Annotated in this window: 18 protein-coding genes; 9 read left to right on the plus strand and 9 right to left on the minus strand. The window is 60.6% G+C overall.

Going from position 1 to position 19,704, the window contains the following annotated elements; translation table 11 throughout:
* Positions 1-68: 68 nt before the first annotated feature.
* Together ACIPSK_RS00680 and melA are read right to left on the minus strand one after the other, a co-directional pair.
* Entirely contained in the window at positions 69-2,156 is a 2,088-nt protein-coding gene (locus tag ACIPSK_RS00680; protein WP_446532621.1) for an ABC transporter substrate-binding protein, read from the minus strand.
* Positions 2,157-2,278: 122 nt separating this feature from the next.
* Positions 2,279-3,745, minus strand: coding sequence for an alpha-glucosidase/alpha-galactosidase (gene melA / locus ACIPSK_RS00685; RefSeq protein ID WP_162115246.1), 1,467 nt, complete (start codon positions 3,743-3,745; stop codon positions 2,279-2,281).
* Positions 3,746-3,805: 60 nt separating this feature from the next.
* Here melA and ACIPSK_RS00690 point away from each other — a divergent pair, with 60 nt between their 5' ends.
* The gene (locus ACIPSK_RS00690; RefSeq protein WP_210254150.1) at positions 3,806-4,831 is read left to right on the plus strand and encodes an AraC family transcriptional regulator; all 1,026 of its coding nucleotides are present in this window, start codon (positions 3,806-3,808) and stop codon (positions 4,829-4,831) included.
* A gap of 25 nt (positions 4,832-4,856) precedes the next feature.
* On the opposite strand, the gene ACIPSK_RS00695 is transcribed toward ACIPSK_RS00690, so the two are convergent.
* Positions 4,857-5,918 (minus strand): class I SAM-dependent methyltransferase, encoded by a 1,062-nt coding sequence (locus ACIPSK_RS00695; protein ID WP_017968288.1) that lies wholly within the window; start codon positions 5,916-5,918, stop codon positions 4,857-4,859.
* A 239-nt stretch (positions 5,919-6,157) separates the two neighbouring features.
* Here ACIPSK_RS00695 and ACIPSK_RS00700 point away from each other — a divergent pair, with 239 nt between their 5' ends.
* From ACIPSK_RS00700 to ACIPSK_RS00725, 6 genes are all read left to right on the plus strand, one after another.
* Entirely contained in the window at positions 6,158-6,478 is a 321-nt protein-coding gene (locus tag ACIPSK_RS00700; protein WP_162115245.1) for a helix-turn-helix domain-containing protein, read from the plus strand.
* A gap of 3 nt (positions 6,479-6,481) precedes the next feature.
* Complete coding sequence (locus tag ACIPSK_RS00705) at positions 6,482-6,742, plus strand: hypothetical protein (RefSeq protein ID WP_162115359.1); 261 nt, start codon at positions 6,482-6,484, stop codon at positions 6,740-6,742.
* 10 nt (positions 6,743-6,752) lie between these two features.
* Positions 6,753-6,992 carry a hypothetical protein gene (locus ACIPSK_RS00710; RefSeq protein WP_162115244.1) on the plus strand — a complete coding sequence of 80 codons (240 nt, stop codon included), beginning with the start codon at positions 6,753-6,755 and terminating at the stop codon, positions 6,990-6,992.
* Positions 6,993-7,060: 68 nt separating this feature from the next.
* Positions 7,061-7,249, plus strand: a complete 189-nt coding sequence (locus ACIPSK_RS00715; protein WP_432653286.1) for a hypothetical protein — start codon at positions 7,061-7,063, stop codon at positions 7,247-7,249.
* A 101-nt stretch (positions 7,250-7,350) separates the two neighbouring features.
* Positions 7,351-9,912 (plus strand): GcvT family protein, encoded by a 2,562-nt coding sequence (locus ACIPSK_RS00720; protein ID WP_162115243.1) that lies wholly within the window; start codon positions 7,351-7,353, stop codon positions 9,910-9,912.
* 118 nt (positions 9,913-10,030) lie between these two features.
* Positions 10,031-11,551: a mechanosensitive ion channel family protein gene (locus ACIPSK_RS00725; protein ID WP_162115242.1), complete on the plus strand. Its 1,521-nt coding sequence runs from the start codon at positions 10,031-10,033 to the stop codon at positions 11,549-11,551.
* Between the two features lie 26 nt (positions 11,552-11,577).
* On the opposite strand, the gene ACIPSK_RS00730 is transcribed toward ACIPSK_RS00725, so the two are convergent.
* From ACIPSK_RS00730 to ACIPSK_RS00755, 6 genes are all read right to left on the minus strand, one after another.
* Entirely contained in the window at positions 11,578-11,802 is a 225-nt protein-coding gene (locus tag ACIPSK_RS00730) for a hypothetical protein (protein WP_017968283.1), read from the minus strand.
* On the minus strand, positions 11,799-12,551 hold the full coding sequence (locus ACIPSK_RS00735) for a COG4280 domain-containing protein (protein WP_162115241.1): 753 nt from the start codon (positions 12,549-12,551) through the stop codon (positions 11,799-11,801). The genes ACIPSK_RS00730 and ACIPSK_RS00735 overlap by 4 nt, the downstream gene beginning before the upstream one ends.
* A gap of 47 nt (positions 12,552-12,598) precedes the next feature.
* On the minus strand, positions 12,599-13,327 hold the full coding sequence (locus ACIPSK_RS00740) for a phosphatase PAP2 family protein (protein ID WP_162115240.1): 729 nt from the start codon (positions 13,325-13,327) through the stop codon (positions 12,599-12,601).
* Between the two features lie 256 nt (positions 13,328-13,583).
* On the minus strand, positions 13,584-13,955 hold the full coding sequence (locus ACIPSK_RS00745; protein WP_017968280.1) for a response regulator transcription factor: 372 nt from the start codon (positions 13,953-13,955) through the stop codon (positions 13,584-13,586).
* A 100-nt stretch (positions 13,956-14,055) separates the two neighbouring features.
* Complete coding sequence (locus ACIPSK_RS00750) at positions 14,056-14,688, minus strand: response regulator transcription factor (RefSeq protein ID WP_162115239.1); 633 nt, start codon at positions 14,686-14,688, stop codon at positions 14,056-14,058.
* A complete protein-coding gene (locus tag ACIPSK_RS00755) occupies positions 14,685-16,577 on the minus strand; it encodes a sensor histidine kinase (RefSeq protein ID WP_162115238.1) in 1,893 nt (630 codons plus the stop codon). Before ACIPSK_RS00755 ends, ACIPSK_RS00750 begins: the two co-directional genes overlap by 4 nt.
* Positions 16,578-16,878: 301 nt before the next feature.
* Here ACIPSK_RS00755 and ACIPSK_RS00760 point away from each other — a divergent pair, with 301 nt between their 5' ends.
* Together ACIPSK_RS00760 and ACIPSK_RS00765 are read left to right on the plus strand one after the other, a co-directional pair.
* A complete protein-coding gene (locus ACIPSK_RS00760; RefSeq protein WP_162115237.1) occupies positions 16,879-18,549 on the plus strand; it encodes an arylsulfatase in 1,671 nt (556 codons plus the stop codon).
* A 115-nt stretch (positions 18,550-18,664) separates the two neighbouring features.
* Positions 18,665-19,636: an HAD family hydrolase gene (locus ACIPSK_RS00765; protein ID WP_246709569.1), complete on the plus strand. Its 972-nt coding sequence runs from the start codon at positions 18,665-18,667 to the stop codon at positions 19,634-19,636.
* Positions 19,637-19,704 lie beyond the last annotated feature (68 nt).

The following is a 19,704-nucleotide window of genomic DNA, read 5'->3' on the forward strand; positions in this document are numbered from 1 at the left end:
GGCTTGTTGGTCATGTCAGGCCGCGCGCGGCGCGCGCGGCCTGGAGCTCACTTCAGCTGGGAGGGAGCTTAGTTTATCGGGCCCTTTTCGCCGGGCTTGCCGGGCAGTTGTTCGGGGAACAGCTCGTATTTGCCCTGCTTGTCCGCAGCCACCCACAGGCGTTCGCGGATCACCGAATCTTCAGCCCAGTTGAACATCATGATCGGCGTACCCTGGGGCACGTTGGAGAACCGCTTGTTGACGATCAGGGCGCCCGGATATTCCGTCAGGCCGACGGTGTTGACGTGCTCCGTCGAGATCTTCTGATACTGCTTCATCAAATCGACGCGCTCGTCGTTGTTCTGGCTCGTCCTGAACTTGTTGACGACATCGACAAGCTCCTTTTCGAAGGGCATCAGATCGAGCTGGTCATCCTTGCCGGCGCGATGGTGCCAGCTGGTGCGCGGACCGACAGGGGCAAGCTGTTCGGTGTTCTGCACCACCGACGACAGCTCCGTCGTGTTGCGCTGGATCAGCCAGTCGAAGCGGCCGGCATAATGGGCGTCGTCACGCTTGGCACCGTCGAGCGCATTGATGACGATCTTCAGCCCGAGCTTCTCCATCTGGCCGACGACACCTTCGGCAAGGCTCTTGTCGGTCGTGTACTGATTGTTGATCAGCATGACGATTTCGACATCCTTGCCGCCCGCCGTGCCGGCCGGGAAGTTCACGATGCCATTGCCATCCGTATCCTTGAGGCCGGCTTTGGCGAGTTCCGCCTTGGCGCCCTTCAAATCAAAGGGATAGTAGACGGTCGAGTTGCGGTCGTAGAAGCTGGTGCCGGAGGAGAGCCCGCCCGGATAGATCGCCGTGAACGGCCCCTTGACCAGCGAGTCGCCGATCGCCTTGCGATCGAGCGCCATGGTGACGGCCTTGCGGAAGTCCTCGTTGCGGTTCAATTCGCGGATCGCCTCACCGCGCTCGTCCGGGTTGCCCCAGCCGTTGGCGGAGAAGTTCATGCGCAAGTTATAGCCGATCAGGCGCGGGCCGAAGGCAAGCCGGGCGGGCGCCGTTTTTTCGGCGGCGCGCTTCAGCGACGCGACGAAGTTTTCCGGCTGCTCGAGGTTGGAGAAATCGGCGGATCCTGCGACGGCCTGAACGTCACGGTCGGCCCAGGTCGAGAGCTTGTAGTGCAGCTCGTTCAGATAAGGCAGCTGATCGCCCTTCTCGTCGACCTTCCAGTAATAGGGGTTGCGGCGCATGACGATGATGTCGTCCGGGCGATATTCGACCGGTACCCAGGCGCCCATGACCGGCATGTTCATGAACTCGGGCGGGAAGGCGTTCTTGAACTGGTCGTAGGTGTTCTTCGAATATTTCGGATGCTGCGCCTTCAGGATATGCGACGGACCCGGGCAGAAATTCGGGTAGGACATCGTGTAGAGATATTGCTTCGGGAAGGCCTCCTTGAAGGTCCATTCGACAGTGTAATCGTCGACCTTCTTCAGGGTCGTCCCGGCGCCGAAAGCTTCCGGCGAGGCGCCGCCGCCGAGCGGCGAGACGTTCGGGTCGATGACTTCATCGTCCCAGTAGAACATGATGTCGTCGGCGTTGAACGGCGCGCCGTCGGACCATTTGGCGCCTTCGATCAGGTGCATGGTCAGCTTGTGGCCGTCTTGCGACCAATCCCAGCTCTTGGCAAGGTTCGGCAGCGGCTCGGTGTCGGAGGCCTGCACCTGGAACAGCGGCGCGGTGCGCGTCAGGCATTCGGAAAGGCCGATATCGATGCCGCCCCAGCCCTGCGTCTGGCCGGCGCCGTAGTTCCAGCCTTCCGGCCGGCCGCCGATGACGTGGCGCATGGTATCGCCGTAGACTCCGATACCGTCCGGCATATTGCCGGTCTTGAAGACCAGCGGTTCCTTCGGCAGCCGGTCCTTGACCGGCGGCAGCTTGCCGGTGGCGACGAAATTCTTCGTGACCCAGTCGGGCTCGTGATATTCGGGCAGCGCCTTGAACTCCAGGATGGAGTCGCGCGCGACATAATTGATCTTGCCTTCGGCCGGAAAGTCCGCCGGTTTCGGTGGAACGGTTGGCTCGGAGGCATATGCATTCAGCGCCGCGGCTGAGACGCTGAGCGCCAGTCCGGCCAGAATGCTTGCGTTACGGAAATTCATCATCGTTTCTCCCTCTTGTTCCGGAGCGCGATCACGCAGCTCCTTTCTCCTCGAACACATGAAACCGGGCCGGACGCCGCGGATTTCCCTCCCGGAAACCCCCGGCAACCCATGCTTCACGAAAATCAGACGGCCTGTTTCAGCGCCGCCTTTTCCGCGCGCAGCTCCTCGATCGAGCGAACGTTGCGGCGTGCGGCCCCCGCCCAGTCGCGGGTCTGCACCTTCGATTTCGACAGCCGCTCCTTGGCGGCCGGCACGGCATGGGCATATTGCGGCAGCCAGGGCGCCTGGGCAACGACCATCTCGTCGACCATCTGCCAGACCTCTTCAGGCGTCGAGACGGCGCCGACCAACGGATCGTGCAGCACGGCAAGCTTCAGAAGGTCGATATCGCCCGATATGGCCACATGCACCGACATGCGCTGGACGTTAATCGAGGAAATGCAGGTGGCGGCGCAGGCTTCCGGCAGGGTGACGCCGGAGACCATGTTGATGCCGAAGCGATCGACGAAGCCGGGCGATTCGATGATCGCATCCGAAGGCAGGTTGGTAATGACACCATTGTTCTTGACGTTGAAATGGCCACGATAGACCCGGTTCGTCTCCAGCGCCTCGAGGATGTGGCTCGCATGTTCGTTCGAGCGCTTGGCGGGATCGATCGGCTGCGAGGCAGATTCCAGGAATTGCGGATATTCCGTCTCGAACCAGTTGCGCGTTTCCGTCGAATGACGAAGGTAGCCGCCGGTCTCGCCGTGGATCCAGTCGGACATGTCGATCCAGCGGGTGATCTCGTCCGGCCGCTTGCGATACCACGGCAGGTATTCCGAGAGATGGCCGTTGCTTTCGGTGGAATAGACGCCGAAACGCTTCAGCACGTCGATGCGCAGTTTCTCCTGTTGCGAATAGACCGGATGCGCCTCGAAGGCGGCGATCAGCTCGTCCTTGCCGATCCTGCGGCCGTTGAGGCGCAGGTCGATGAACCAGGTCTGGTGGTTGATGCCGGAGCAGATATAGTCGAGTTCGTTCACCGACTTCGCGCCAAGCACCTCGGCGATCTGTTCGGCGCCGTGCTGGACGCCGTGGCACAGGCCGACGGTATCGACCTTGCCGTATTCGATCGCCGCCCAGGTGTTCATCGCCATCGGGTTGGCATAGTTCAGGAATTTCGCGCCGGGCTCCGCCACTTCGCGGATATCCTTGCAGAAGTCGAGGATGACGGGGATGTTGCGCTGGCCATAGAGGATGCCGCCGGCGCAGATCGTATCGCCGACGCACTGGTCGATGCCATATTTCAGCGGGATTCTGATATCATCCGCATAGGCCTCAAGCCCGCCGACCCGAACGCAGCTGATGATGTAGCGTGCGCCTTCCAACGCCTGGCGCCGGTTGGTCGTCGCCGTCACTTTCGTCGGCAGTCCGTTCGCCTCGACGACGCGATCGAGGATCGCCTTGATCATCTCAAGATTGTGTTCACTCAGATCGGTCAGCGCGAATTCGACGTCGCGAAACTCTGGAACGCACAATATGTCGGTGAACAGCTTCTTGGTGAACCCGACGCTGCCCGCACCGATGATAGCGATTTTGAAACTCATGATCTTCACCTCGACCCAATCGAATGCTAAGGAAAAGAAGGCCATGGAGGATCAGGCCGCATGCTGACGCATGTGGCTGAAAACGCCGCAAAATCTGTCTTTTTCCTCCCGGCCGCTCTGTCGGCCGTGGTCTCTTCCTCTTGTCGAGCGGGATTATGCCCGAAATCGACAGGGCGACCAGAGAAGGATTATGCTTTCGGGGGTAATTTTGTGCTGCAGGATTTGATCGCCAACGGACAGTCGATGAGGACGGTTTCGCTGCCTCGAGGCCGCCAGCGATTGCATGCCATGCCGACCAGCGCCGGTTATGAAGTGCGCGAGAACGAGAGCTATGACTGGGACGGCCGCCGGCGCGGCCAGACCCCCTTCACCGTGCTGCAGCACACGATCAGCGGCAGCGGCCAGCTCCGCTACCAGAACCGCAACTATCGCCTTCTGGGCGGCGACACGCTGCTCGTTCTGGTGCCGCACAATCATCGCTACTGGCTGGAGAAGGGCGACCGCTGGGAATATTTCTGGATCTCGATGAACGGCGAGGAAACGCTGCGCATCCACCAGATGGTGCTGTCGACCGCCGGCCCGGTGCTGAAGCTGCAGCCCTCGACCATCGATCATCTTGCCGATTGCAGCCTGCGCCTGGTCAAGGGCGCGACATCGCCGGGTGCTGCCTCGGCGATCGCCTATGAAGCGGCGATGGCGCTCTACGACGATGTCTTCGGTTCGCCGGCCTTTGCCGCCGAGCTCAGCCTCATGCAGCCGGTGATCGACCATATCAATGCCAATCTCGAAAAGCCGCTGCCGGTCAGCGAGCTTGCCGGCATCGTCGGCCTCAGCCGCGCGCATTTCTCGCGCAGCTTTGCCGAGAGCGAGGGCATGCCGCCAGCCGAATTCGTGCTGCAGCAGCGCCTGCAGCGTGCCGTCAAGCTTTTAACCAAGGCGGATTTCCTGCCGGTCAAGGAAGTCGCCATCATGTGCGGCTTCGAAGACCCCAACTATTTCTCAAAGGTCTTCCGCCGCGTCTACGGCACCAACCCCACCGAATTCCGCACGACCGGCATGTATGCCAGCATCGGAAAGCTGAGATAGCCGGCCACCCGCTAAACCAGTGGCCTCAGGCCCGCACCTCGAACACCATGTTGAACGGCGTTTCCGTGGCGCGACGGAAATGGGTGAATCCGGCGTCGAGCGCGACCTTTCGGAGTTTCATTTCTCCCGCTTGCGCGCCAAGCCCAAGCCCCACCTCCTGAGAGAGCGATGCCGGCGTGCAGATCATCGTCGACGCGCCGTAATAGACGCGTCCCACAGGATTGAGATTGTCCTTGAGATGGTCATGGGCAAAGGGCTCGACGATCAGCCATGTCCCGTTCGGCCCAAGCGTTTCCTTGACATGCCGGCCGGCGCCGACCGGATCGCCCATGTCGTGAAGGCAGTCGAACATGGCGACCATGTCATAGCCGCGCCCCGGAAATTCCGCCGCCGAGCCCTTCTCGAAGGTCACACGGTCAGAAACGCCCGCATCTTCGGCGGCCGCCTTTGCTCTTTCGATCGACGGGCCGTGATAGTCGAAGCCGGTAAAGCGGGAAGCAGGATAGGCCTGCGCCATCAGGATGGTCGAGGCGCCATGGCCGCAGCCGACATCGGCGACACTGGCGCCGGCCTTGAGCTTTTCTTCGACCCCGGCAAGAGCCGGTATCCATTCGTTGACGAGATGGCTGTTGTAGCCAGGTCGAAAGAACCGCTCGGTTCCCCGAAAGAGGCAGGTGCTGTGCTCATGCCAGCCGAGACCCTTGCCGGTGCGGAAGGCATCGGCGACCTTCGGCTCGTCCATCCACATGGATTGGACGACCTCGAAGGCGCCGACGAAAAAGGCGGGGCTGTTTTCCTCGGCAAATACCATCGCCTGTTCCGGCGTCAGGCTGAAACGATCCGTCTTTTCATCGTAAGCGACATAGTCCGCGGCCGCCTGGGCGCTTAGCCACTCCCTGAGATAACGCTCCCTTATCCCTGTCTTCTTGGCAAGATCCTGGACGCTCATCGGCGTTCCGTCGGCCATCGCCTTGAAGATTCCGACCTTATCGCCAAGCACGACCAATACACCGGAAACGGCGGCGCCGACGTCGCCAACAAGACGACCGACAAGTGCATCGAGTTTTTGCATATCTGGCTCACGCATTATAACCTCCCGAGTGCGTGATAAAGACAATCTAAATTAGACTCTAATAATATTCAGTCAATCAATCTTCCCTTTCGCCAGATGTTAAAGGTCGAAAGGATGGAATAGGCAGGTCCATTCAAAGGCTCACAACGTCCTATGCCGTCATGCACCTGCTCTCGTCATCGCTTGTATCGAGATTGCATTTTTAATATAATCTGCCCGAGGCAGAATCACACTTTTGATGCAAGGTTATTGGTTTGTATCTATCCTCCGCTCAATGCCGCGCGGCTCGGGCCCTTTTGGCATGGTCTCAGGACGATCTCTCATCGGCCTCGAAAGTCGCCAAAGCGACGATTGCTAATTTCGAGGCCGGCAAGCGCTCTCCCTATGATCGGACCCTTCAGGATGTGAAGCACGCGCTGGAAGTCGCAGGCGTTGTTTTCATCCCTGAAAATGGTGGGGGTGCGGGCGTTCGCCTTGCAAAGCGCGCGGATGCCTCGATCGACACGAATGAGATCGAGACGGTTCAATATGAAGAATATCTCAAAAACGACGCACCGCCCGGTGCAGGTGGCTGAATGATGGCGAAAAAAGAAAAGCTCGAACACTCCGAACTGGCGGGAGAATTCACCGATGACGGGATCACCGTGCTCGTCGATATCTTCCGCACATCGGGCAGCAATGAAGACTGGACGATGGAAGTGGTCACGCAAGCGGAAGACCTGATCCGCTGGGACGAGCCATTTGCGACTGACCGGGATGCCTTCGACGAATTCCTGGCCGTCGTCGCGCGCAACGGCATTCGATCGTTTCTCGAAGATGAAGAGCCGTCCGTCCATTGAGGAATATCCCGTGAAAAGTATCAATGATCTCGTCGCATCAGCGAAAACCGTCTGCGATCGATACCGGGCCGGGCGGATGGAGCGCGAGACCGTGCGGGAATGGGTCCTCGGACTCGGCGTCTATCCGCCGCCGCATGGAGAGCGAGTACGGGAAGCGGCGGAATGGTTCCGCTTGCACAATCGTGAGCCCGTTTCCGAAGACATCGTGTTGGTGGACATCGACCGGCTTGCGGCGATTTCAGCGCCTTGAACCCCCGGACAGGCTAGCCGCAAGGGCTCGCCATATCCGATCGCCGCGAGTCATTGCCAGACCGTTCGATGCGGAATGGATCGCAGCCGTGCCGGCGCTGTTTGGCGGTTGCCTCGCCGCCTCGATCCCGGACTGGCGCAATTACGCCGGTACTAGGCGGCGTAGGACCAATGACGATCATGAGCCTTATGCATAATACCCTCATCGCAGCTGCCATGCGGAGCGGTCTGGGGGTTCCGCAGCTTCGGCAAATGTGACACTCCTTACGAGGCTGGCATGGCTGCTGCATCTCGCGCGAAGCGTACGTCAAGCGCGGCTAGGGTATTTTAATTCGTGCGATAAATAGAAGGAACAGCACGTGGCAGCATTTCCGGAAAAGGCGAAGGTCGTCATCATCGGGCTCGGCGGTATCGTCGGCGCCTCCATCGCGCATCATCTCGTCGAGCGGGGATGGGACGATATCGTCGGCATCGATAAGTCGGGCATACCGACAGATATCGGCTCGACAGCCCATGCCTCGGACTTCTGTTACACCACCAGCCACGACTATCTGTCGGTCTGGACTACGCAATATTCGATCGATTTCTACGAGAAGATGGGCCATTACGCCCGCATCGGCGGCCTCGAAGTGGCGCGCACCGGCGACGATGCCTGGATGGAGGAAATCAAGCGCAAGCTATCCTCGGCACGGGCTTTCGGCACACGCGCTCATTATGTCAGCCCTTCCGAGATCAAGGAGAAGTTCCCGCTGATCGAGGAAGATCAGGTGATGGGCGGCCTTTACGATCCGGATGCCGGCCTCGTCATTCCGCGCTCGCAGACCGTTGCCGGCAAGCTGGTCGATGCCGCCGAAAAGGCCGGCAAGCTGCAGGTGTTCGGCAACACGCCGGCGAAGTCGCTGATCGTCGAAGGCGGTCGCATCAAGGGCGTCGTCACCCATCGCGGCACGATCATGGCCGACCACGTCATCGTCTGTGCCGGCCTCTGGGGCCGCCTGATCGCGGAGATGGTCGGCGAAGACCTGCCGGTCATGCCGGTCGACCACCCGCTCACCTTCTTCGGTCCGTATAACGAATTTGAAGGCACCGGCAAGGAAATCGGCTTCCCGCTGCTGCGCGACCAGGGCAACTCCGCCTATATGCGCGATACCGGCGACCCGGCGACGACGGAGGGCGGTCAGATCGAGTGGGGCTACTACGAAGCCACCAATCCGCGCATGTGCCATCCGCGCGATCTTCTCGAAAAACACGAAGCGCGCCTTTCGCCCTCGCAGCGTGATCTCGAAATGGAACAGATCATCGAGCCGCTCGAACGCGCCATGGAACTGACGCCGATCCTCGGCGAACTCGGCTATAACGAAGGTCACTCCTTCAACGGCCTGCTGCAAGTTTCCGCCGGCGGCGGCGCCTCCTGCGGCGAAAGCCAGAAGGTGCGCGGCCTCTGGTATTGCGTTGCCATCTGGGTCAAGGACGGCCCGGGCTACGGCAAGCTGATCGCCGACTGGATGACCGATGGCCGTACTGAAATCGATCACAACAGCATCGACTACGCCCGCTTCTATCCGCATCAGTTGACGGAAGAGTTCATCGAGGGCCGCTGCTTCGAAGCCGCCCAGAAGATCTATTTCCCGGCTGTTCACACCCGCGAACCCTATGCATCCGGCCGCAACGCCAAACGCTCGCCCTTCTACGAGCGCGAAAAGGAGCTTGGCGGCTACTTCATGGAACTTGGCGGCTGGGAGCGTGCGCATGGCTACGCCGCCAACGAGCACCTTCTGGAGAAATACGCCGACCGCGTCCCGGTTCGCGAGAATGAATGGGACAGCCGCCATTTCTGGCGCGTATCGAATGCCGAGCATCTGGCGATGAGCGAGGATTGCGGCATCGTCAATCTCAGCCACTTCCACATGGTCGATATCGAGGGCCCTGACCACGTCGAACTGATGGAATGGCTTTGCGCCGCCAAGATCGGCGGCGACGCAAACATCGGCAAGGGCATTTACACCCACTTCCTCGACGACGAAGGCATGGTCCGCGCTGACTTCACTGTCTTCCGCATGGCCGACCGCTGCCGTCTCGTCAACGGTGCCGATGCCGGCCCGCGCGACTTGCACTACATGAAGCGCGTCGCCGAAGACCGCGGCCTTGACGTGATCATCACCGACGTCTCGGAAAAATTCGTGACGATCGGCATCTGGGGTCCGAACGCGCGCGACACGCTGAAGAAGGCTGTGGCCGATCCGGCCGGGCTCGATCAGGAAAACTTCGCCTTTGCGGCGATCAAACCGATCGAAATCGCAGGTAGACCCGTCACTGCCTTCCGCATCTCTTATGTCGGCGAGCAGGGTTGGGAACTGCACATGAAGTACGAAGACGGCCTCGCCGTCTGGGATGCGCTGCGCGCGACCGGCGTGATGGCTTTCGGCGTCGAGACCTATGCGAACTCGCGCCGCATGGAAAAGAGCCTGCGCCTGCAGAACGCCGATCTCCTGACCCAGTACAACCTGATCGAAGCCGATCTCGCCCGTCCGAAGGTCAAGGAAGCCGATTTCCGCGGCAAGGCAAAACATCTGGAATACAAGGCGCGTGAGCACCAGCCGGCCATGCTCTGCACGCTTGTGATGACCGAGAATACCGACAAGTCGGGCGTGAAGCGTTATCCCGTCGGAAACCTGCCGGTTGTCGATCCCGCCACGGGAGAGGTTCTGGTCGACGAGCTCGGCCGCCGGTCCTACACGACCTCGATCGCCTATGGCCCGACGGTCGGCAAGAACATTGCCTTGGCCTATCTGCCCTGGTCGCATTGCCAGGTCGGACGCAAGTTGAATGTCGAGTATTTTGCCGAGAGCTATCCGGTGGAGGTCGTCGGCGTCGGCTACAAGCCGATCTATGACCCAGAAAATCTGAAGCCGCGCAGCTAACGCGTCGGCGCGAAGATCGGACTCGATTTTCGGGAAAGCCGATGCGAGGATTGAAAGTGTTACAGCGCCGCCCGTCTGAAGAGACGCGCGGCGCTGTAAGCGCTCAAGTGGGTAGACGATGCTCGATAATCTCACATGGTCCGGAGTGCTTGCCGATCCTGTCGTCCAGGCCGGGACGCTGGCCGTGGTCGGCGCGGTGATCACCCGAATAGCCCTTCGGCCCTTCCCAAGCTGGAAGCTCGCCGGCCAGGTGTTCTTCTTCGCGGCGCTGACAGTCCTGCTGCTCTATCACGACATCGTACCCTACGAAGTCGGGCCGGCGCCGGCTTCGACCTTCGAACGCGTCTTCATCGCCCTTGCCAAGGTGGTCTGGTGGATCAATGCCGCCTGGGCGTTGATCGCCTTCGTCCGCGTCTTCCTGATCTTCGAGCGTCAACCACGCGAAGGACGCCTCGTTCAGGATCTGGTCATCGGCCTGATCTACCTCGGCGCGATCCTCTCGGTGGTCGCCTATGTCTTCAGCTTTCCCGTCGGCACGCTGATCGCCACATCAGGCGTCCTTGCCGTCATCCTCGGCCTGGCGATGCAAAGCACCCTGAGCGACGTCTTTTCCGGCATCGCGCTCAATCTCGGCCGGCCCTATACGATCGGCGACTGGATCGTCCTGAATGACGGCATTGAAGGCCGTGTCGTCGAAACCAACTGGCGCTCCACCCATCTGCTGAACGGCTCCAACGACCTCGTCATCTTGCCCAACAGTTTTCTGGCCAAGGTCGGGCTGACCAATCTCAGCAGTCCCGACCGAAGTCACGGCGCGACGCTGACGGTCCGCGTCGTGCCGACGATCGGGCCGTCGGCGATCATCGACGTCATGCGCGCCGTGCTATTGAGCAGCGACTCGATCCTGACTGAGCCGAAACCCGGCGTTCAGATCAAATCACTGACATCGGATGCAGTGGAGCTGGAGCTCTCCTTCCGCGTCAGGGATATCGGCCAGACGGGACCGGCGAAGAACGAGATATTCGATCTCATTTACCGCCATATCAAGGCCGCGGGCCTCATCTTGGCACGACCGCTCGACGCCGCAGGCCCTCCGCCCGACCAGTTGCAGTCGGAAGAGGTGATGAGGCCGCACCGGCCGACGCCGCTCAAGCTTCTCGACGCCATCCCGTTGTTTTCCTCACTGACCGAGGACGAGAAGGAAACGCTCGCGGCCTCGATGACGCGGCGGACCTTCAAGAAGGATGCCATCCTCATCGAACAGGGCGATACGGTTGCATCGCTGATGATCGTGCGCAGCGGTGCGCTCATCGCGACACGGCAGGAAGGCCACAAGGAAATCGAACTCGGCCGGCTGGCGCCGGGCGATTATTTCGGCGAAAGCGGACTGCTGATCGGCGTCGGCGAGGCCGCCAGCCTGCGGGCGCTGACTTTCGTCGTTGTCTACGAGATTGCCCAGGCAAGCCTGACGCCGCTGCTGCACGACCGACCCGCCATCGCCGAAGAGCTTGCCGCCACGCTCGCACACCGGATCGAGACCGGTCAGCATTCCTTCGCGGCCGAGGGCGCGACGTTGCATGGCCGCTCGGTGAGTTCGCTGGTGACGCGTATCCGCCACCTGTTCAAAGTGCCGCAATAGCTGTCCCAGACGCGCGGCGCTGTAGACTATTTCCGCTGAAACTTCTTCCGTGCCGCGCGCGCCAGGCTCTCGGCAAGGATCAGCAGGCAGGCGAGCAGAAAAAGAACGGCAACAAGCAGCGCATCGACGTGGACGAATTTCACCAGAACGGCGACGGCGGCGATTAACAGCAGCGCCAACAGCGCCAGGGCGCCGTCGTCGATGAACATGCCGAAGAGTTCCTTGAGCGCGATGGTAAGAATATTCATCACGCGGTGACCTCGGCGCGGGTATTGAAATACTGGCGCAGCATCCGGACTGCAGCGAAGGAAAAGACGGCGAGGACGGCAAGAATCGCCAGGAGCGAAAGGTCGGCGCCCGGCCAGTCGGCGCCCACCCCCTCGCCAACCCAGAATATGCCGAAGGCGCTGAGCAGCAGGCCGACGACGAATTTCAGGCTGTTTTCCGGAACCGCAGAGAGCGGTTTGTGCACGAAGATGCCGATGACGAGTACCAGCAGGCAGGCTGCGGCCGCACCGAGGCTGGCATAGCCGATCATGCCGTGCCCGGCGCCGGTGGCGATGACGATGAACACCACTTCGATCCCCTCCAGCAGCACGGCCTTGAAAGCCGCGGTCCCCGCCAGGAAATTGGCACGGCGCTCGGCGGATTGGCGCCGCAGGCTATCGGTCTCGGCCGCGAACGCCCTCTCCTCGTCGTGCAGCGCGATGAAACCCGAAGCCCGCAGGATCGCCTTGCGCAACCAGCGCAGGCCGAAAAGAACGAGCAGCGTCCCGATCACGAACTGCATCAGCTCGATCGGAATAAGGCCGAGCAGCGGACCGAGCGCCAGCACGAGAAGGGCGAGAAGGGCAAGCGCAAGACCGGTGCCGATGAAGGCCGGACGCCAGCTCTGCGTGACGCCGACGGCGAGGATGATGGTGAAGGCTTCAACGACCTCGACGAAGGAGCCGAGAAACGCGGCCGTGACCGTCGAGGTGATCGTTGTCAAAGTCGTCATGGTGCTTGTCCGCTATGCCGGGGAATCACGTATCGGCCTTACTTTTCTTACTGTTTTCCCGCTTCCGCAACATCATCTGGCACGCGGCTCGGAACGAACCGCTTCGAAATCAGCCAGCAGCCGAGCGCCCAGAGCGCGCCGGCGCACCATCCTGCCAAGACGTCAGTGGGGTAATGGACACCGAGATAGATCCGACTCAAACCGATGATGACGGCGAGAAAGACGCCGGTGCCCATAACAAAAATTCGTGTCGACTGGTAACGCTGCGTTCGCGCCAGCAGCGCGCCCAGCGTCAGATAGGTCACTGCCGAGACCATCGCATGTCCGGAGGGAAAACTGAGATCGCTCACCTCGACCAGGTGCGGCACGATATCGGGGCGCGGCCGAGCGACGAGGATCTTCAGGAGCGTGCTCGCGAGCCAGCCGGTCAGCACGGAGGAAAAGACAAAGATCGCGATCGGCCAGCGCCGGTCGAGCAGAAGATAGACGGTAACGAGAACGGTCATTAGCGAGAGAACGGTGATGCCGCCGAGGCTGGTGATATCGTCGACGGCATGCGTCAGCCAGCCAGGACCAATCGGCACGGCAAGTTCGCCCGGCCGTCGCAAAGCCAACAGGATCGCCTCGTCGAAGCGGAATGTCTCACCCTCCAGGACTTCGCTCGTCAGCCGCTGGAGCACGAACAGTCCACCGGCGATCGATGCCACCATGATCAGTGTCAGCGGCTCATATGCATTGAGCCTCGCCAAGAATCCCCGTCGTTGAACCTCACTCATGCCTGCCGTAGAACCTCCCTTATAATAATGTCGGTCCTCGCCAGATTGGCAATGCAGAACGAGGATTCAAGGCCTTACTGCCATCAAGGCGCTCCCGAGAGGAGTTTTTCGGTTGGCGAGGCCAGCGATTATGCTTCATCAACGCCATTGGCGAGATGGTGATCGCCCTGAATCGGTCGCGGTCAGGCAAAGGACTGCTGCCGATGCAACGCCGACCGTCGTTCTTCGAGCGCGCATGGTCTTCGGCCCTATCAGGTCACAATCCCAACGCCTTGTTGATGGCCGCAATCAGCGCGGCTCCGGAAAACTGCTTCTGCAGATAAGCAACGCATCCCACCTTTTCCGCCTCTGCCTTCACGGAGGCGGTTTCCAGTGCCGTGATGAAAATCACCGGAAGGGTTGTCCCCTCGGCCTTCAGCCTGCGTTGCAGATCGATGCCGGACATGCCACCGAGGTCGATATCAAGGACAAGGCAGTCTATCGCCGTTTTGGGATCGCGAGCGAGAAAGGCCTCGGCGGATGCAAACTCCATGGCCAGAAAACCGTAGGCGTTGAGCAGCCGCCCCAGGCTGCGCCGCAGGCTTGCGTCATCGTCGACGACAGCGACCGTGCGGCGAAGGTTCTCCACCTCATGCCCCCTCTTTCGAAGATATGAGAGACTAACGGTTGCCGGTCAAATTAGGCCGCTTGGAAGTCGATAGATATTGTCCTAAGGGGAAGGTGCCCGATCACCCCACCGGCGATGCCGTATCCTGGTCGATGAGACCGATATTTGCGGCGATCGATACCGCCTCGGCCACCGAGCGTACGGCAAGCTTTTCCATGACCTGATGGCGATGCACCTTCACCGTCCGCTCCGAGATGCCGAGCGCATAAGCGATCTGTTTGTTGAGACGGCCGCGAATGAGGAGCCGGAACACTTCGGCCTCACGCGGACTGAGGCCCGCCACCAAGGCGCGCTGGGCTTGAAGGCGGTCGTGTCCGGCCCGCTGTCTTTCGTATTGGATGAGCGCCCGATCGATCGCCTCCATCAGTGTCGCCGCGGTCGATCCCTTCTCCAGAAAATCCTTGGCACCCGTCTTCATCGCCTCGACGCTTGCCTTTATGTCTCCTTCCCCTGTGAGGAACACGACCGGAAATTGCGGTGCCAGCTTGCATAGGCGGCGTTGTATCTGCAGGCCGGACTGGCCGGGCATTTGCAGGTCGAGGAGAACGCAACCCGGCTCGCAAGCGGAAAGCCGGGCGAGAAACTCGTCTCCGGATTCATAGACTTCGACCCTCAGACCATGTGCGGAAAGCAGCCTTGCGGTCGCCGTCCGATAGGATTTGTCGTCATCGACCATATGGATAACCGGTTTCATCTCGATCGCTCCTGTCGGCGGGCAAGAGGCAGGGCCACACGAAAGACCGCGCCGCCTTCCGGGCGGTTGTCGGCACGGATGGTGCCGCCATAGGTCTCGACAATGGCGCGGGCTATGGAGAGCCCGAGGCCCGTGCCTGCTTTCTTGGTGGTGTAGAATGGCTCGAAGATGTTATTCAGTCTCTCTCTGGGAATACCGTCGCCGGTATCGGAGACCCGCAGCTCCGCCTTCTCGTTCGCCAGTTCCGTTGCAAAGGTGAGCGTTCTCCCGGCCGGGACGGCGTCCACCATGGAATCCATCGCGTTGATCGCCAGGTTGAGGATGACCTGCTGCACATGAACTTTGTCGGCACGCACCGGCAGCCCGCCGGGCAGTTGGTTCGATGTCAGCTTGATTCCGCGTCGTTCCGCCTCGCCATGAATGATGTGGATCGCGCTCGACGTGACATCGTTCAGGTCGAACTCCTGCCAATCGATCTCGTCTCTCTTCTTGAGCAATCCTCTCATCCGGCTGATAATATCGCCTGCGCGCTGATCGTCCTCCTGGATGTCGAGAAGAATCTGCTGGATCAGTTCGTGATCCGGGTTCTCGTTTCGAAGCAGCACCGACGCTGCCTCGGCATTGTTGCGAATGGCCGAGAGGGGCTGGTTCAGTTCGTGAGCGATCGACGAGGACAATGCGCCGGCTGTCGCGGACTGGTTGAGATGAACGGCTTCGAGTAAATGCAGACGCGAGCTGCGCTCGGCGTCGCGGCGGCGCCTCCGCTCGAGCAGAAGCACCGAGATGATGCTGGCCTGCGCCAGCACGAGGCCACCCCCCGCTACCAACACGACCCAATGTTCCGCCCAGAGGCTCCTCTCCTTGTGCATCTGGATCGTGCCCGGTGGCAGATCCTTTTCGGCAAGCCCCCGGCGCTGGAGTTGCCGGGCATCGGCAATGTAGGTCTGCGGCGCTTCGAGATCCGACACCGGCTTGCCGGCAATCGCATCGATGACGAGGTCGCCGACGGTCCGGCCCAGCGCTTCGAATGTGACGGTGTTGCCCCCGACGACGCCATGATCGATGTAAGTCTCGTAGGGGCCGTAGACAGGCGCGCTGGCGGTCGCAGCGATCTGACCGATCGCGTCGCGCGGAACGAAATTGCGCCCTGCCCGATCCTTAAACACCGTCAATGCCAGGATGATGCTGTCGGGCGGCACTCGGGATGCCCGCTCGGCGAATTCGTCGATCGTCAAATCTTCCAGATAGGTCGTCTCGTAGGATTTCGAGAACTGCTCGAGAGCCGCGCGGGCCGTCGTCAGCCAGCCGCGGTCGAAGTCGGACGAACCGCCGACAATGTATAGGTGGCGCGCATTGGGCTGCAGGCTGCGGGCCATCTCGGCGGTCTTCAGAATGTCGAATGTCGTGAAGGCTCCGATCACGTCATCCGGCAAGCTGATCTTCTCGGCGGTGGCTGTGCCGAAACCGGCAGCGACGATCTTTGCGCCAGGCGCTATCGTGCCGCGGTTCGCGGTTACGAAGCTCGCCGATTCCTTGCCGAGGGCCACAACCACGTCCGGACGGCGCGACGCGTATTTCTCGCCAAGATACCGTGCCATGCGCGCGACGTGGTCGCCTTCCGGAAACCGCGAAAGATCCAGGAACTCTGAAAACAGGTCGATCTTGCCGTTTGTCGCCTCCAGCAAACGGCTCCGCAGCGCCTCTCCGGCAGCGGTCGTCGCCGCGATCCTCTCATCATAGGGATAGAGGACGAGCACGCGGGGAACCCGGTCGACGATGGCAATCGAGGTGTCGGAGGCTGCGACATGGCGACTGGGCACACTCAGGGCGACCACCGCCAACAAAAAGGCAGTGCAGCACAATCGACCTGACCATTCGCCCAAGCCCATCCGCTTTCCCCCCAAAGCCGTGCGACAATAACAGCTTCTCGCTGCGCCGTCATCTGCGCATCACTACTTTCGATTGCTTACTGTGAGAAGGATTCCCCAAAGTACAATATCGGGCGAAGACCGTATTGGCTAAGGTCCAGCACGCCGGGGCAGAGATGCCGTCGGCTTCGCAAACCCCACCGGAGGCAGCTCCGGCAGGATCGTCATTTTCAAAGCAGCCCGTTTGAGCTGACGCAGGCGATCGCAGGCCTTTGCCGCGAGCGACACCGTCATCAACCGGACTCCAATGGAGGGATTTGACATGAACGGCAGAATCCTTGTCCGCTGCATCGGAGCCTTGGCTTCATCCACCATTCTCTGGTGTGCGGCCTCGCCCCTGCAAGCGCAGGACTCCCAACGAAAGCCCAACATCCTGTTCATCGTGTCGGACGATACCGGCTACGGCGATCTCGGCCCCTATGGCGGCGGTGAAGGTCGCGGGATGCCGACCCCAAACATCGACAAGCTCGCCGACGAAGGCATGACCTTCTTTTCCTTTTACGCGCAGCCAAGCTGCACACCTGGGCGTGCGGCCATGCAGACCGGGCGCATTCCGAACCGCAGCGGCATGACCACGGTGGCGTTTCAGGGTCAGGGCGGCGGCCTTCCGGCGGCCGAATGGACATTGGGATCAGTGCTGAAGCGCGGCGGATATCACACCTACTTCACGGGCAAGTGGCATCTTGGCGAGGCGGACTACGCGCTGCCGACCGCACAGGGCTACGACGAGATGAAATATGCCGGTCTCTACCATCTCAACGCCTACACCTACGCCGATCCGACTTGGTTCCCGGATATGGATCCGAAGCTGCGGGAGATGTTCCAAAGGGTGACGAAGGGCGCGCTTTCCGGCAAGGCCGGGGGACCTGTCACTGAAGATTTCAAGGTCAACGGTCAATATGTCGACACCCCGATTATCGACGGCAAGGAAGGCGTCGTCGGCATCCCCTACTTCGACAGCTATGTCGAAAAGGCAGCCGTCGAATTTCTCGACGAAGCCGCAAAGAAGCCGGATGAGCCCTTCTATATCAACGTGAACTTCATGAAGGTGCACCAGCCAAATATGCCGGCGCCGGAATTCGAGCACAAGTCACTGTCGAAGAGCAAGTATGCCGACTCGATCGTGGAACTGGACACCCGTATCGGCCGGATCATGGACAAATTGCGGGAAACCGGAATGGACCGGAACACACTGGTCTTCTACACCACGGACAATGGCGCCTGGCAGGACGTCTATCCGGACGCTGGGTACACGCCGTTTCGTGGCACGAAGGGTACGTTGCGCGAGGGCGGCAATCGCGTCCCTGCGATCGCCGTCTGGCCGGGTAAGATCAAACCCCGCACCAAGAACCACGACATCGTCGGCGGTCTCGATCTGATGGCAACATTCGCTGCCGTCGGCGCGGTCCCCCTTCCGACCGAGGACCGCGAAAACAAGCCGATCATTTTCGACAGTTACGACATGTCGCCAATCCTCCTCGGCGCGGGGAAATCGGAACGGAAATCCTGGTTCTATTTCACCGAAAATGAGCTGTCGCCAGGTGCCATCAGGGTCAATAACTACAAGTTTGCGTTCAATCTTCGCGGCGACGACGGAGCGCAGACCGGCGGACTGGCAGTCGATTCCAACCTCGGCTGGAAAGGCCCGGACAAATACGTGGCAACGGTTCCCCAGGTGTTCGACCTCTGGCAGGATCCGCAGGAACGCTACGATATTTTCATGAACAACTTCACCGAACGTACATGGATGGGCGTTGTCATGGGCGAAGAACTCCAGAAAATCATGGCGACCTACGTCAAGTATCCTCCGAGAAAGATGCAAAGCGTCGGCTACACGGGTCCGATCACGCTCTCGAACTACGAGCGCTTTCAGTGGGTGCGTGATCAGCTCGCCAAGGAAGGTGTGACGCTCACCCTCCCGACCGGGAACTGATCGAAGAGCCGCGGCTCTGCGAGGGGCCGCCGCCCGTGTTCTGTTTCTCCCTGTTGCCAACCCCGGAGGATGACCGATGTCTTTTGTCCGCTCGGCGCCGCGATTGATCTGCCTGATGATCATTGCGCTCGGTGTCGCACTGGTTCATGCCACTTCTGCATTCTCTCAAAGCGATCCTTTGCCCTCCTGGAACGATACAGCTTCGAAGGTTGCCATCGTCTCTTTCGTCGAAAAGGTCACTGGCCAGGGATCGCCCGACTTCGTCCCGGAAACCGAACGGATTCCCGTATTCGACAATGACGGTACCCTGTGGGTGGAGCATCCCATGTACGTCCAATTGGCCTTCGCTTTGGACCGCGTGAAGACGCTTGCTCCGCAGCATCCAGAATGGAAGGAGACGCAGCCATTCAAGGCTGTGCTTGACGGCGACATGAAGACGCTTGCGGCGTCGGGCGAAAAGGGCCTCGTCGAGCTCATCATGACCACGCATGCCGGAATGACCAGCAGCGATTTCCAGAAGATCGTCACCGATTGGCTGGCGTCGGCCCGTGACCCAAAATTCAAGCGGCCTTACACAGAACTCGTCTATCAGCCGATGGTCGAGCTTCTCGCCTATCTCCGCGCCAACGGTTTCAAGACCTTCATCGTTTCAGGCGGAGGCATAGAGTTCATGCGGCCATGGGCGGAAAAAGTCTACGGCGTCCCGCCCGAGCAGGTAATCGGCTCGTCGATCAAGACCGAGTTCAGGATGCAGGACGACATGCCAACCCTCTACCGCCTCCCCGAAGTCAACTTCATCGACGACAAGGCCGGCAAACCCGTCGGGATCAACCAGCAGATCGGCCGGCGGCCGATTGCCGCCTTCGGCAATTCCGACGGAGATCTCCAAATGCTGCAATGGACGACCATGGCAGGCGCACCGGCCAGACTCGGCGTGCTGATCCATCACACCGATGCGGAGCGTGAATATGCCTACGACCGCGATACCGAATTCGGCCGCCTCGACAAGGCGCTCGATGCGGCCGCAATCACCGGCTGGACCGTCGTCGATATGAAGGCTGACTGGAAACAAGTTTTCAAGGATTAGGAATGCGCCTCACGCCAGAAGTTTGAACAATGGCGACCCCGACCTTCTAAAACGTCAACAGGGAGCGA

The sequence above is a fragment of the Rhizobium sp. LARHSG275 genome (assembly GCF_052871115.1).

Bases quoted from the DNA above. Each gene is read 5' to 3' on its own strand.
- ACIPSK_RS00725 (WP_162115242.1), top strand. From the start codon at position 10,031: ATGCTCGATAATCTCACATGGTCCGGAGTGCTTGCCGATCCTGTCGTC.
- ACIPSK_RS00715 (WP_432653286.1), top strand. From the start codon at position 7,061: ATGCGGAATGGATCGCAGCCGTGCCGGCGCTGTTTGGCGGTTGCCTCG.
- ACIPSK_RS00755 (WP_162115238.1), bottom strand. From the start codon at position 16,577: ATGGGCTTGGGCGAATGGTCAGGTCGATTGTGCTGCACTGCCTTTTTG.
- ACIPSK_RS00740 (WP_162115240.1), bottom strand. From the start codon at position 13,327: ATGAGTGAGGTTCAACGACGGGGATTCTTGGCGAGGCTCAATGCATAT.
- ACIPSK_RS00735 (WP_162115241.1), bottom strand. From the start codon at position 12,551: ATGACGACTTTGACAACGATCACCTCGACGGTCACGGCCGCGTTTCTC.
- ACIPSK_RS00680 (WP_446532621.1), bottom strand. From the start codon at position 2,156: ATGATGAATTTCCGTAACGCAAGCATTCTGGCCGGACTGGCGCTCAGC.
- melA (WP_162115246.1), bottom strand. From the start codon at position 3,745: ATGAGTTTCAAAATCGCTATCATCGGTGCGGGCAGCGTCGGGTTCACC.
- ACIPSK_RS00705 (WP_162115359.1), top strand. From the start codon at position 6,482: ATGGCGAAAAAAGAAAAGCTCGAACACTCCGAACTGGCGGGAGAATTC.
- ACIPSK_RS00690 (WP_210254150.1), top strand. From the start codon at position 3,806: ATGCTGACGCATGTGGCTGAAAACGCCGCAAAATCTGTCTTTTTCCTC.
- ACIPSK_RS00765 (WP_246709569.1), top strand. From the start codon at position 18,665: ATGATCATTGCGCTCGGTGTCGCACTGGTTCATGCCACTTCTGCATTC.
- ACIPSK_RS00760 (WP_162115237.1), top strand. From the start codon at position 16,879: ATGAACGGCAGAATCCTTGTCCGCTGCATCGGAGCCTTGGCTTCATCC.
- ACIPSK_RS00750 (WP_162115239.1), bottom strand. From the start codon at position 14,688: ATGAAACCGGTTATCCATATGGTCGATGACGACAAATCCTATCGGACG.
- ACIPSK_RS00695 (WP_017968288.1), bottom strand. From the start codon at position 5,918: ATGCGTGAGCCAGATATGCAAAAACTCGATGCACTTGTCGGTCGTCTT.